The 14,429-nt window shown below is 37.1% G+C and carries 10 protein-coding genes; all 10 read left to right on the top strand.

Annotated elements, in window-relative coordinates; translation table 11 throughout:
- Positions 1–212: 212 nt before the first annotated feature.
- Positions 213–389 carry a hypothetical protein gene (locus tag V6B33_RS17025; RefSeq protein WP_334218880.1) on the top strand — a complete coding sequence of 59 codons (177 nt, stop codon included), beginning with the start codon at positions 213–215 and terminating at the stop codon, positions 387–389.
- Positions 390–586: 197 nt separating this feature from the next.
- A complete protein-coding gene (locus V6B33_RS17020; protein WP_334218879.1) occupies positions 587–1,558 on the top strand; it encodes a formylglycine-generating enzyme family protein in 972 nt (323 codons plus the stop codon).
- Positions 1,559–1,726: 168 nt separating this feature from the next.
- On the top strand, positions 1,727–2,695 hold the full coding sequence (locus V6B33_RS17015) for a LacI family DNA-binding transcriptional regulator (protein WP_334218878.1): 969 nt from the start codon (positions 1,727–1,729) through the stop codon (positions 2,693–2,695).
- A gap of 413 nt (positions 2,696–3,108) precedes the next feature.
- Entirely contained in the window at positions 3,109–4,482 is a 1,374-nt protein-coding gene (locus tag V6B33_RS17010; protein WP_334218877.1) for an ABC transporter substrate-binding protein, read from the top strand.
- A gap of 28 nt (positions 4,483–4,510) precedes the next feature.
- Complete coding sequence (locus tag V6B33_RS17005) at positions 4,511–7,447, top strand: extracellular solute-binding protein (protein ID WP_334218876.1); 2,937 nt, start codon at positions 4,511–4,513, stop codon at positions 7,445–7,447.
- The gene (locus V6B33_RS17000) at positions 7,434–8,324 is read left to right on the top strand and encodes a carbohydrate ABC transporter permease (protein WP_442915553.1); all 891 of its coding nucleotides are present in this window, start codon (positions 7,434–7,436) and stop codon (positions 8,322–8,324) included. The genes V6B33_RS17005 and V6B33_RS17000 overlap by 14 nt, the downstream gene beginning before the upstream one ends.
- Before the next feature lie 46 nt (positions 8,325–8,370).
- A complete protein-coding gene (locus V6B33_RS16995) occupies positions 8,371–9,246 on the top strand; it encodes a carbohydrate ABC transporter permease (RefSeq protein WP_334218875.1) in 876 nt (291 codons plus the stop codon).
- A 134-nt stretch (positions 9,247–9,380) separates the two neighbouring features.
- Complete coding sequence (locus tag V6B33_RS16990) at positions 9,381–11,285, top strand: SMP-30/gluconolactonase/LRE family protein (protein WP_334218874.1); 1,905 nt, start codon at positions 9,381–9,383, stop codon at positions 11,283–11,285.
- A complete protein-coding gene (locus V6B33_RS16985; RefSeq protein ID WP_334218873.1) occupies positions 11,278–13,557 on the top strand; it encodes a DUF5696 domain-containing protein in 2,280 nt (759 codons plus the stop codon). The genes V6B33_RS16990 and V6B33_RS16985 overlap by 8 nt, the downstream gene beginning before the upstream one ends.
- An 11-nt stretch (positions 13,558–13,568) precedes the next feature.
- Positions 13,569–14,420 (top strand): carbohydrate ABC transporter permease, encoded by an 852-nt coding sequence (locus V6B33_RS16980; protein WP_334218872.1) that lies wholly within the window; start codon positions 13,569–13,571, stop codon positions 14,418–14,420.
- Positions 14,421–14,429: the final 9 nt, after the last annotated feature.

Genomic DNA, 14,429 nt, shown 5'->3' with positions numbered 1-14,429 from the left:
CCATTCTACCAATTTGACGCAGTGCATTGGGGGAAAGTTTTGAAATTTGTGGAAAATATTCGATGGGCAATGAATCTTTTTTCAATTGTCAAACGTAGAAAAGAGTAGAGCAGCCTTCTGAGGAATAGGATAGTGATGTGGATGGAAGATGGCCCCTTCTCCCGGCAGGCTGTTGTCGTGTGGCATTATTAGATAATAAGGGGGAATTCCAAATGCGGACAAGCAGTATCATTCTCACAGCGATTATGGCGGGAATCTATTCCGGGGTATTAGATGGATTTGAAGAAAACTGGGGGCTTTCACCCATTGCGAGCGTCCTTATCTTAATCGTCATGACGCTTTGTACAGGTCTCATCTTTAATAACATTCTTCTCAAACGAGTGAATTAACGAATTGTTTTACATAAGATAAGTCCCTATTAAGGGGCTTATTTATTTTTGTCATTCCCTGCCCAATATATATAATTTGAAACTTGTTAAATCATTTCTATTACGAAGTTGCAAATAGTCCAATGGGTTGTTAAATTATTAAAAATGTGCAACTTTAATAATAGTGATATTTATTAATGGGAAGGGGAGTGGGGTTCATGAAGATACAATCTTGTTGTTCTGCATCGAGAGGAAGCCATGATAAAGATAGTACGAAAATAAATCCTCAGGGTACTTATTTATCCAGTAAATCAAACCATCTTCGACATGATGAAGATTTGGTTCAGCTTCCAGGCGGGGAATTTCTCATGGGAACCAATGAAAATATCGGATATCCGAAAGATGGAGAGGGTCCGATTCGAAAAGTACATGTAAAACCTTTTGCGATGGATCGTTATTCCGTGACGAATAGGCAATTTAAAGAATTTATTGATGAAACAGGTTATGTGACAGAAGCAGAAAAGTTTGGCTGGTCTTTTGTTTTCCATTTACTTGTTTCAGAAAATGTAGAAAAAAGAGTAACAAAGTTTGTAAGAGAAACACCCTGGTGGTTTGTAGTGGAAGGAGCCAATTGGAAACAGCCTGAAGGACCAGGTTCAACCATTGAGAATTGGTTGAATCATCCTGTCGTTCATGTTTCATGGAATGACGCCATGGCTTATTGTAATTGGTCTGGAAAAAGATTACCAACAGAAGCTGAATGGGAATATGCGGCTCGAGGCGGCATGGTCAGTAAAAGATATCCATGGGGGAATGAGCTCAAATTGAAAGGTGAGCATCAGTGTAATATTTGGCAAGGGAAATTTCCTGACAATAATACAGCAAAAGATGGATATAGATCAACAGCTCCGGTAGATTCCTATTCACCGAATGGATTTGGCTTATATAATGTATCCGGGAATGTTTGGGAGTGGTGTGCTGATTGGTTTAATAATAAGCATCCAAAAACTGAGATAATAATGAATCCAACTGGACCTGAAGAAGGAATGGCTAAAGTAATGAAAGGCGGTTCGTATCTTTGTCATAAATCTTACTGTAATCGATATCGAGTCGCTGCAAGAACAGCTAACACCCCAGATAGCTCAACTGGGAATATTGGATTTAGGTGTGCTGCTGACATACAAGATTGATAAATTCGTTCATTGGAATATCCCTGTACGTAATTAAATTATAACCATCATTTGAAATAAGATATTGTAATCGTTTTTAATTTGGATTAAAATTAGATTATTGAAACGTTTCAAAACAAGAGCGATTTTGTTTGAATGTATCTGATACAAGTAAAAGGAATGAACCGAATGCCTACTTTAAAGGATGTAGCGAAAGAAGCCAATGTCAGTGTATCAACAGCATCTTATGCAATTAACGGCAGCTCACTTATTACAAAAGAAACCAAAGAGAAAGTTCTGAGTGCTGCAAAGAAGATTGGATATCGTCCCAATGCAAGTGCAAAAAACTTAAAGAAAAATAAAAGTGAGATAATTGGATTTTTCTTAAGTGGATTCAAAGGACCTTTCTTTAACGAGATATTAGAGGGGGTTCAGGATATTGTCATTAAAAATGGATATGAAATGGTAGTGTGTGCCTCGAATAGTAAACATAGATTATTAGTTGAAAGCTACGTAGATGGGGCCATTATTTTGAATTTCCATTTGGATGATTATACAATCGATTTCCTTGCCAATGAGAAAATGCCTATCGTCACACTAGATCGTGAAATGAATAACCCATATATTAAGAATGTCCTGTTGCAAAACAAAACAGGGATTGATTTTGGAGTAAAACACCTGGCCGATAATGGACATCGAAGAATTGGTTTTATAGGCGGGTCTTATGATTCTTACGACGGTGAAATGCGCCTTGCAGGATTTAAAGAATCATTAAAAAAGTATAACTTGATTTTAAATGAAAATGATGTCATTCGAGCAGAATTCACCGAAATTAGCAGCTTGCTGGTTATGGATCAATATATTAAAGAAAATGAAACCCGGCCAACTGCATTTATATGTGCTAACGATGAAATGGCAATGGGTGCCATCAAGGCATTGCAGCAAAATGGTATAAGTGTACCAAAAGATATTGCTGTTGTTGGATTTGATGATATTGAGCTTTCTAAACATTTCGATCCACCATTATCAACTATACGAATACAAAAGAAATTATGGGGAAAAACTGCTGCAGAAGCATTGTTTAAAATGCTGGACAAGCAGTATGATTTCAATCCTCCTGAAGTTCCAATTGAATTTATTCACCGCTCATCAAGCTAAAGAGCGGTGGATTTTATAAAGATCCTATTAGAGAAGAGAGTAATTAGTAGATTGAATATTTTTTTCGTGAAGATTGTAAACGCATTCATCCGGGAGAATGTATCAAGGAGATCAAATGTGAAGTTTTTTTTAGCTATCTATTGAAACGATACAATAGAATGGGTTGCTTAAAATATACTCCCAAAAAGATTAAAAATTTCCCTTTGTAGTAGTATCTATTTCTTTATAGACAGGAACGGATGCCATAATTTATCCATTATGGAGGTGTTTATTTAGTATTTTGATGGTGTCGGTCTGTTTAATAGAGATATAGTTTTCAATACTTAAGTCCTATTATAATATAAACTGTTTTGAATTGGTAATAATTAGCCTTAACTAGTTGATGCAAGTAAAAATTAAAGGGGTGCAATTAGATGAAAAAGTTGATTCTATTACTAACAGTTTTCTCGCTTAGCTTAATTTTTAGTGCTTGTAGTTCTGAAAAGTCATCGAATGATAAGGATAAGAAGGATACTGGGAACAAAGAGGAAGTCACGATTTCTGTTGCAAGCTGGAGATTGGGACCTGAGGAAGACAATAATCTTGAGAGACAGATGATTAAGGCATTCGAAGAAGAATATCCTCATATCAATGTTGAAATCAATGAGTCGATTGCAGATCCATGGAATGACTCTTTAGCTACTGCTGCAAGTGCAGGTAAACTGCCGGATGTTTTTGAAATATCAAATATTCCAGTTTCGTTATCAAATGACTGGTTATACGATGTAAGTGATCTGGTAGAAGGTGATGAAGACTTTGAAAAGATTTCTGAATCGGTTAAAAAGAGTCTTACTCATAATGATTCTGTCATCGCTCTTCCTTCTGGTCAACATTTCTTAGGTTACTATGTCAATAAAAGTCTATATGATGAAGCCAATCTGAATGCACCAGAATATGGTATGACAATTGATGAATTTTCAAATTCTGTTCGAGATATTTCGGATATCAACAATGGGATTATTGGGTTAAATCAGCCATTCTCTCTTGTTGAATGGTATCCTGTAGCTGCCAATGATGATATGGGGATGTTCACATACAAAGATGGCCAAGTTAATTTGAATAGCAATGAGTTTATCAGCGGTGTAAATTTTGCCAATAGTCTTGTTTCGAATAATTATGTATTTTCTTCATTAACAGATGATCAAAAATCAAACTTTAATGGTGAGAATCCAGCTGAAGTTTGGGGACAAGGTGATTTAGGACTTAGATGGGATGGTACTTGGGCTGTAAATGGGATTAATGAATCTTCTGACTTTGAGTGGGATTTCGTTGGGATCCCTGGTGGGAAAACAGTAGTTGTAAATGATTTTATGGGGATTTCTAAATCTACTGAACATCCAGAAGAAGCCTATTTATTTACTAAATTCATGACATTCGGCAAAGAAGGATTTATGAAACGATTAGAGATCGCTGATGAAAAAGGCATCACATTAAGCTCGCTGCCAATTTCGACAGATCAAGAGATTCTTGATGAGTTTTTCTCAAGAATGGATGTACCTGGAGTCCTTAAGGCGTATGAAAATATCGATGGTGCAGTTGTTAACTTGCCGAAAATAGTCCCAGGATATACTGATGCACGCTGGGATGCCCCAACAGGAGTTTCAATCAGTGACGAAATACCAAATGCTACAATCGGTCAACTGATCGATGCAAGTGTAAAAGGCGATGTAAAAATAGAAGATTACATTTCTCAAGTCAATGAAATGTCAAACAAAAAACTTCAAGAAGGATCAGAAGCACTTAATTAAGTGATAACAGGTTGAGGGAGGTAATGATATGAAATGTAAGGCTTTGTTAGGGGCACTATTATTACTGTTATTAGTACCAAACACGATTTTTCATGCTGCAGGGAATGAGGTTTTGAAAAAGTCGCCCGAACAATTAGTAGAGCCTCATTATCGTCTTATCCTCAACGAATGGGAGAAAAAAAATATTGATAGCACTGCTCAGTTTGAGCGTGCTATCTCTCCTGATTCATTTGAAAATATAGATGAAGATCAGCTATTATCTGATTCAAAAAGCTATGGCTACGGTGATCGTGTAGTTTACTGGGATAATGAGGATACGGTAAGTTTACAAGTGGAAGTAGATAAAGCAGGGTTGTATGAAATTGGATTTGATTATTTTCCGCTTGGTGATTTGCTTATGCCAATAGAGGGTGCTATCAAAGTTAATGGGGAATATCCATTTTTCGAAAGTAGACGCATAGTTTTTCCTGTCAACTGGGAAAATGAAACGGAGAAATTTGCAACCGACAGACATGGGAATGAAATTATTCCAAAACAACAACCAATCAAAGAGTGGAACCATATAAAGGCAGCGGACACTAATCATTACTACTCAAGACCGCTTAAATTTTATTTAGAAGAAGGAATAAACACGCTTTCTTTAACAAACCTGAGAGGGGAAATGCTCCTGGGGAGAGTGTCCATTACCTCACCGGAAGATGTACCTGATTATGAAGAATACATAGGTTCAGCAGACAAAACAGCAGTTTCAGGGCTGCAAACGTATGAAGCAGAACATCCCCTGGAAAAAAACAGTTCGTATATCCGACCTGTTGCCACAGATAAAGTATCAATTGTTCCATATGATTCAAAACGACTCCTTCTGAATTCTTTTGGGGGGGAATCGTGGAGTGAATCAGGACAAACCGTAACTTGGGAAATAAATGCCGAAGAAGAGGGATATTATCATCTTTCGTTTAAAGCATTTAATAATAAATCAACAGGGGCACCTGTTTTCCGCACTCTATTACTGAATGGATCTATCCCTTTCAAAGAAGTGGAACACTATCGATTTAAGAATAGTAAGAAATGGTATAATGAAACGTTTAGCGATGAGAACGGAAACCCGTATTTGTTTCATTTAAAGAAAGGTAAAAACAAGCTTACTCTAAAGGCCGATGCATCCCCTTTCGGAAAGACTATTTATACAATAGACGAAGTCATGAAAGGGATTGAAGATCTTTCATTATCGATTCGAAAGTTAACTGGAAATCAACTTGATCAAAACCGGGATTGGAATATTAGTGAATACCTCCCGGGTATTGAAGAGAAATTGAAAAAATGGGCTGGATTATTGGAAAAAGAAAACGATTACCTTGTTGAAGTAAGTGGCGGGCAGGAATCGACAGAAAGTGTTTCTTTACAAATAAGTGCAGACAAATTAACTTCGTTATCTGAAAATTCAGATGAAATCCCGTACAGATTATCTGAGTTATCGGAAGGATCAAACTCAGCTGCACAATTATTAGGAAAACTAATGATAGATTTACAGAAACAACCACTCCTTTTAGATCGTTTCTATATTCATGGGGAAGAAGAACTTCCTGAGGTAAGTGCCGGTATCTTTGCTAAATTGAAGAATACTGTAACGAATTTTATTCAATCATTCTCAGGAGAAAATCTAGCAACATCTGAGGTAGAAGAGGGGACAATTGAAGTTTGGGTTAATAGACCCAGACAGTATGTAGATCTATTACAAAATATGCTTGATCAAAACTTTACTCCGGAGACAGGAATCAAAGTAAAACTCTCTCTGATGCCGGATGAAAGAAAGCTTATTTTAGCCAGTGCTGCGAATTCTCAGCCGGATTTAGCCCTGGGTATAAGTAACTGGCTTCCTTATGAGCTGGCCATTCGCGGAGCTGCTGTCGATTTAAGGCAATTTGAAGATTTTCCTGAAATGGGACGACAGTTTTCCCCTGGAGCATTTCTTCCGCTTATTGTCGATGAAGAAGTATACGCTTTACCTGAAACACAAGACTTCTTTGTTCAATTTTACCGGAAAGACATATTGAATTCTCTGGACATACCAGTCCCTGATACATGGAATGACGTAGTAAATATCCTGCCTGAGCTTCAGAGGTATGGCATGAACTATTACACTCCCATTGCTGGTGCGGTCGCATTTAAGCCTTTTCAGGCAACAGCTCCGTATATTTACCAATTCGGCGGTGACTTATACAAAGAGGATGGGATAGGTACCCGTATCGATAGTGAAGAATCCCTGAGTGGCATTCAATTCATGACTGAATTAAATACGATTTATAGTACTCCGTTACAAGTACCGAATTTTTATAATCATTTCAGGTATTCAACATTACCAATCGGAATCGGTTCATTTAACGAATTTGTTCAGCTTACAGCTGCCGCTCCAGAAATTTCCGGATGGTGGGACATATCACTTCATCCAGGAGTAAAACAAAAAGATGGGACAGTGGACAGATGGGCAACCGGTTCTGCGCAGGCATCCATGGTATTTGAAGGAGATCATAAGAACAAGGCTTGGCAAGTCTTGAAATGGTGGATGTCAGAAGAAACCCAAACAGAATTTGCAAGAACTTTGCAAACTCAATATGGACCTGAGTACATGTGGAACACGGCAAATCTTAATGCATTCAGTCAATTGCCATGGCCTGAAAACTTCAAAGAAACAATATTGGCACAATGGGAGTATTTAAGGGAAGTTCCGAAAACTCCTTATTCTTATATGGTAGAAAGAGAGATCAGTAATGTTTGGAATAAAGTAGTTTTTGATGGGGAGAATACCCGCTCAGCGGTTGATGATTCCGTTGTGACAATTGACCGTGAAATGCGGCGTAAATTAGAGGAATTCGGTTATATAGAAAATGGAAAAGTTGTAAAACCTTATCGAATTCCAACCATTGAAAAGGTTGAAAGGTGGCTGGGAACCGATGATGAAAAATAAACAAAATTTAAGTACTTCAATTTTTCTGGCACCTTATATGATCATGTTTTTCACTTTCATTATTTTACCAGTCGCTGCAGCCGTTGCATTATCTTTTACGTATTTTAATGCAATCGAGATGCCGACCTTTATCGGGCTGGCAAACTATGTAAATGTGATTACGCAGGATGCTGTTTTTATGCAATATGTCCTGCCTAATACTCTTACCTTTGCATTCATTGTAGGGCCAGGTGGTTACGTTCTTTCGTTCATCTTAGCTTGGCTGCTGGCGCAAATTTCAAAAGTACCGAGGACAATCCTTGCCTTGATTATTTATTCCCCTTCCATGACTGCCGGGGTCGCCATGGGGGTGGTTTGGAAAATCATCTTCAGTGGTGACGAAGTCGGCTACTTAAACAGTGTGTTAATCAGAATGGGAATCATTTATGAACCCGTCCAATGGCTTCAGTCTCCGGAATTCTTAATGACTATCATGATTGTGGTAACACTTTGGGGAAGCATGGGGGTTGGTTTCCTGGCTATGTTATCCGGCGTCTTGAATATTAATAGAGAAATATATGAAGCGGGATATATTGACGGGATAAGCAATCGGTTTCAGGAAATCATTTACATCACTATCCCCTCAATGAAGCCTCAAATGCTGTTTGGAGCGGTTATGGCTGTAGTGGGTACATTCCAGGCAGGAGCAATCGGTGTGGAATTATCAGGCGCAAATCCTACGCCGCAATATGCCGGGCAATTAATGGTGAATCATTTAGAAGATTTCGGATTTATTCGTTATGAGATGGGATATGCTGCGGCGATATCTGTATTGTTATTACTGTTTATCTATCTTTTTGCAAAGGTAGCCAAGATATTATTTGGAGAAAAAGACTAGTGTATCTTCAACTATAATCTATCTTCTATATTAGGATGTGTTAATTATGTCATCTTTCCATGGGACGAAAATAAATCCTGATCGATTTCATCGCAGTCAGATGAAATTTTATCTCTTTCTGATACCTTTAGCCGTATTTATGGTCATGCCAATCGTATATATTATTTCTCATGCATTTAAACCTATTGATGAGTTATTCGCATACCCGCCGAGATTTTTTGTAGATAAACCGACAGCGCAAAACTTTTATGATCTGTTCAATAATACAAATGCTACTGGTGTGCCAATAACCAGATATTTGTTTAACAGCATCACAATTACACTGATTGTCGTATTTCTTACAGTTTTGATCAGTACCATGGCAGGATATGCGCTGTCAAAGAAAAGGTTCAAATTAAAGAAAACAATTTTTGAAATCAATACACTGGCCTTAATGTTTGTGCCTGCTGCTGTTGGAATTCCGCGTTATTTATTGGTTGAAGAAATAGGGTTACTTGATTCATTTTTTGCTCATATATTCCCGCTGCTGGCTATGCCGGTGGGTCTGTTTTTAGTGAAGCAATTCATTGATCAAATACCAAATGAAATGATTGAAGCAGCGCAAATGGATGGGGCATCAGATTATAGAATATTCTTGACTATTATTATCCCGTTAGTAAAACCTGCAATTGCAACGATTGCTATATTATCTTTCCAATTGGTGTGGAACAATGCGGAAACATCTGTATTGTATGTTAATGATGAAAACCTAAAAACATTTGCCTTCTACATGTCAACATTAGCTGGAGAATCAGGCAACACAGTAGCTGGCCAGGGAATGGCAGCGGCAGCATCGTTAATTATGTTCATTCCCAACTTGATTATTTTCATTTTCTTACAAAGTAAAGTGATGAATACAATGGCGCATTCAGGCATTAAGTAACGTAAGGGGGAAGGGTAATGAGGAAAACTTTCATCATCTTGTTTTGCCTTTGGGTATCAGGATTGTTTCCCATACATTCCTCTGCTTCCGTTTCTGTTCCATATAAAACAGAAACTTTATCGGCTGATGGAAATGTGATCGAAACTCAAACAGCGTATGTTCCCATTGGGATATTTGAAAATGAAATAGAAATTTCAACCCCGGAGCATATTTTTATCGATGATCATAACGATATTTATATTGCTGATTCTGGTACAAAATCAGTAACAAAATTTGATGAAAATGGAAAAGTTAAGCGGATCTTTGGAGAAGGAATATTAAAACAGCCATTAGGTGTATTTGTTGATCAAGCAAATGATGTTTATGTTGCCGATTATACTGCTGAAAAGGTGTTCCGTTTTTCTAAAGAAGGAAAACTTATCAAAGAATACGAAAGACCGAAATCACCTTTATTCGGTGAAAAATCACCCTATAAGCCTCAAAAAATTTCAGTGGATCCCAGGGGGAATCTATATATAATCGGGGAAGGTTCTACGAATGGGATCATTCAGTTGAACAAGGCTGGAGAATTTTTGGGATTTTACGGTGTGAATACATCCAGGCCGACAATCATGACTTTTCTTCAAGATATGATAACAACCCAAAGACAAAAAGCAAGCTTATTTATGAAAGTACCAACGGCACCCACCAACATATCAATCGATGAACAAGGGTTGGTTCATACAATTACTTCCGGCACGGACTGGGAAGTTATTCGAAAATTAAATATTGCAGGATCCAATATGTTGCCTACTGACATATCTTCCACGAAAAATTTAGTAGATATTGCGATTGGACCGATTGGCAATATTTATACGGTTGGCTTAGATGGGAAAATATACGAATATGACCGTTTTGGTAATCTGCTTTTTGTATTTGGCGGCAAAGATGATGGACTTAATCGAAATGGCCTTTTCATGCAGCCAACGAGTATAGAGGTAGATAATATGGGGAGACTTTTTGTTGCAGACCGTGAAAAAGGGACGATCCAGATCTTTGAGCCTACTGACTTTACCGCAATCCTTCATGAAGGACTCTCTTTATATGCAGAAGGTTTTTATATTGAAAGTCAAAAAAACTGGAAAGAAATTCTCAATCTGAATTCATCTTTCGGGCTGGCTCATACTGCGATGGGTCAAGCTTATTTTAAACAACAGCTTTATGATGATGCTTTAAAGGAATTTAAGTCAGCGAATAATAAGGCCGGATATTCAGACGCATTTTGGGAAATTCGTCAAAAATGGATGCAGGATCATTTAAGCAGCGTATTTTCCATTTTGCTAAGTCTATTCATTTTATGGTCAATCGTAAGATATACAGATAAAAAGAAGAAGATATTGCAGCCGCTTAGGGACTGGTTCGGTAAGATGAAAAACCTCAAGCTTCTGTCACAGTTATTGTTTCTACTGAGATTTCTTAAGCATCCGATCGATAGTTTTTATTATTTGCCTAAAACAGAGCGGGTATCCGTTTTGTCGGCTACTCTATTGTATATCATTCTATTTGTTGAATATTTGTTCGTTTTATATTGTACTGGATTTTTATTCTCATATAAAAGTGTTGAAGACATTAACATCTTCTTGGAAGCAGCTACTTTGTTCATTCCAATCATTTTATTTATTGTCGCAAACTACTTAGTCAGTACAATTACAGATGGTTCAGGAAGATTTCGAGATATTTATATAGGTACCATTTATTCATTGGCACCCATTCTTCTATTTATAGTACCTATTACGATCGTATCTAACATCTTAACAATTAATGAGTCATTTATCTTTACTTTCTCAATGCAAATTATTACTGTGTGGTCAATCTTTATCTTGTTCATCATGATTCAAGAAATACATGATTATAAATTTGTCGAAACGATCCGAAATATTTTAGTGACATTTTTTGCAATGCTTATCATGTTACTAGTATTCTTTGTCATTTATGTGTTGCTCGATCAAGTTTATGAATTCATACTAACGATCATTCAGGAGGTGATTCTTCGTGTATAAGAAATGGGCAATTCTTCTTATCGTACTGTTGTTTCCTATTCAGGTTATTGCCACATCATCGTCAAAAAATGAACCGGAAACGGAAGTATCTGAGGTGCAAGAAGAGCTATCCAAGCAAACTTTACGCTTTTCCTCCAATCAATTTACACAGCCTGAAAAAGAAAGTAAATCAGTGGAAGTTGATACCTCAATGACTAACTTTGAACAAGTTGCAGAGAATGACAAATTAAAACTATATGTCAACCGCGATTCACTTGCCCTGAAAATCATTGATAAAAGAACAGGTTATATTTGGAATTCCGGATTAGCTGAAAATCGAGAATATAAGCTGAATGACAGATGGCGAAATATGGCGAACTCTGCTGTCACCATTACTTATATAGATGATAAAAATAAGGAGTATGTTGAAAATGTTCTCTCTGAAGAAACGACTACTGAATTAAACTTAGAAGAAAATGGATTTACTGCAGTGATTAACTTTAAGAAAGCGGATATCGTTCTCCAGTTAGAGGTTGAACTGGATGGAGAGGATTTAGTGGTTCGCATCCCTGAAAGTAAAATTGGAGAAGGTGAAAATGGAAAGCTCGTATCATTGCGTCTGTATCCTTTTTTAGGGGCAGTTCATGGAAATGAAATCAACGGATATATGTTTATCCCGGATGGAAGCGGAGCCTTAATCAGATTTGATGAAAACTCAAGGGCTAATTCACCATACCAGGCATCGGTTTATGGGAATGATGAAGGATTTACAAGATCAGTGGACGACAAGAAAGATACTCAGGAACAGACCAGTCCTCCTCAAAAGATAACGATGCCAGTGTATGGGATCGTACATGAAGCTAAAAAAAATGGGTTGTTTACTGTAATAGAGAATGGTAGTGAATATGGTGAACTCATAGCGTACCCTTCTGGTGTATCGACAAACTTTAATTGGGTCACTTCAGATTACCATTATCGCTATCAATATTTTCAACCAACGAGCCGGAGTATGAGTGGCTACAACACATATCAAAAGAATCGGAATCAGTTTGATATCAAGGAAAGAACAACTTTTTTGGTCAAAGAAGATGCCGATTATGTAGGAATGGCTAAGTCCTATCAACAATACTTGGTGGAGTCTGGTAAACTCTCACGAAAAAAGGATGAAGTGGATGTTCGTCTAGAGTTTTTGGGCGGTGAAGTCAAAGAGGGTATACTATGGGATTCAGTATTAAAGATGACCAGTATAAACGACCTTCCAAAGTATGTCCGGCAACTTCAACAGCAAAATGTTGAAAACATGCATATTGTTTATCGTGGTTGGACAAAAGGGGGCTTAACAGGTACTTTTCCTGAAAAATTCCCAATTGAAAAAGAGTTAGGAAGTAAAGCCGACTATAAAGACACAATTCTTCAATTAAAAAAGAAGGATATCCCTCTTTATTTCTATACTGATTATACAAAGGCATATGAAGGAGCAGGCGGGTTTTCAGGAAGCACTGATGTAGCCAGGAAAAAAAATGGGGAAACAATGAATTTTTCTACTTTTGACCGAAACTATTTTTATCTAAGTCCGAAAGATTCACTGGAATTGGCCAAAAAAGAAATTGATGATTATAAGGAAAACAGCATTTCAAAACTGGCAATGGACACGAGTGCCAATGTACTGTTTTCAGATTTTAATTCGGATAAATCTGCCACTCGCCGGGAAATGGTAGATTTATATACAGACATGCATGAATTGCTTGATAAAGAGGTGGGATCACTTTCCTTATATCAACCGAATGATTATCTTTGGTCAGTGACGGAGCGTTACTTGGATATTCCCATGTATTCTTCGAACTACAGCTTTGTAACGGATACCGTACCATTTATTCAAATTGTACTAAAAGGATATATTCCATACTATGCCCCATTTTCAAATTTTCATTTTAATAGAGATGAAGAAGTGCTTAGAATGGTTGAATATGGTGCCAACCCATCATTTTATTTAACGACTCAATCTTCTCAATTATTGATGAACACTCCTTCGAGAGACTTGTATACATCTGAATTTGATAAATGGGAGGATGAGATTGTAAGACAATATGAAATGATACAAGAAAGTTTGGGAGAAGTTGAGGGTGCCAGCATTGAAAGTCGTTATATCCATGAAACAGGTGTTGTTGAAGTAACGTACTCAAATGGTAAATCAATCATTGTCAATTATACAAACGAACCCTATATGATCGATGGGATAGAGGTTAAGGCCAAATGGTTTAAGGTACTGAACAAGGGGGATAAAACATCATGAAACCACTTTCTATGAAAACGAAAAAGAGTTTGATTGGTTATGCATTTATTTCACCTTGGATTGTGGGATTTGCTGTTCTGACAGCATTTCCTGTATTTTACTCTCTATTTCTAAGTTTTCAGAAGGTAAAAGTGACAACTGATGGCATTCAGACAGAATACGTGAATTTTGACAACTTCTCATATGCGTTTGCAGTGGATGCTCTTTTTACCCAAAAAATACTAACGTTCTTAGAAGAATTGGTTCTATCTGTCCCCATCATCATCGTATTTTCATTAATTATTGCTTTGCTGCTGAATATGCCAATCAAATTTAAAGGATTTTTCAGAACCATTTTTTTCCTTCCGGTTATCATAGCAAGTGGCCCAGTCATGAAGGAATTAATGGAGCAGGGGGTAACATCGATTCCATCGATCGAGCAATATGCGATTTTTGAAATGATTATGTCCGGCACTGAGGGATTTTTGAATGAACTGATCATCTATTTAATGGATAATTTGATTTTTATCCTTTGGTTTTCCGGGGTGCAAATACTAATATTTTTAGCAGGTTTGCAAAAGGTTGATCATCAAATATATGAAGCTGCAAAGATCGATGGGGCATCGACTTGGGAACTTTTTTGGAAAGTAACTCTCCCAAGCTTAACTCCAATGGTAATTGTTAATACAATTTATACCATCGTTATGTATTCAATTTTTGCATTGAATCCTGTAATTGACCATATTCAAGTCAATATGTTTGAAATTAAAACGGGTCTTGGTTATGCATCTGCACTTGCATGGATCTATTTTCTGGTCATTGCAATTGTTTTAAGTATCAGTGTCGGATTACTTACATTGAGAGTCAATAAAAAGTATGGATAAAGGGTGGTG

Source organism: Mangrovibacillus sp. Mu-81, from assembly GCF_036867415.1.
GTDB lineage: Bacteria > Bacillota > Bacilli > Bacillales > Bacillaceae_B > Rossellomorea.
The sequence above is the reverse complement of the archived record's forward strand: the minus strand, read 5'-3'. Positions and strand labels throughout refer to the sequence as shown.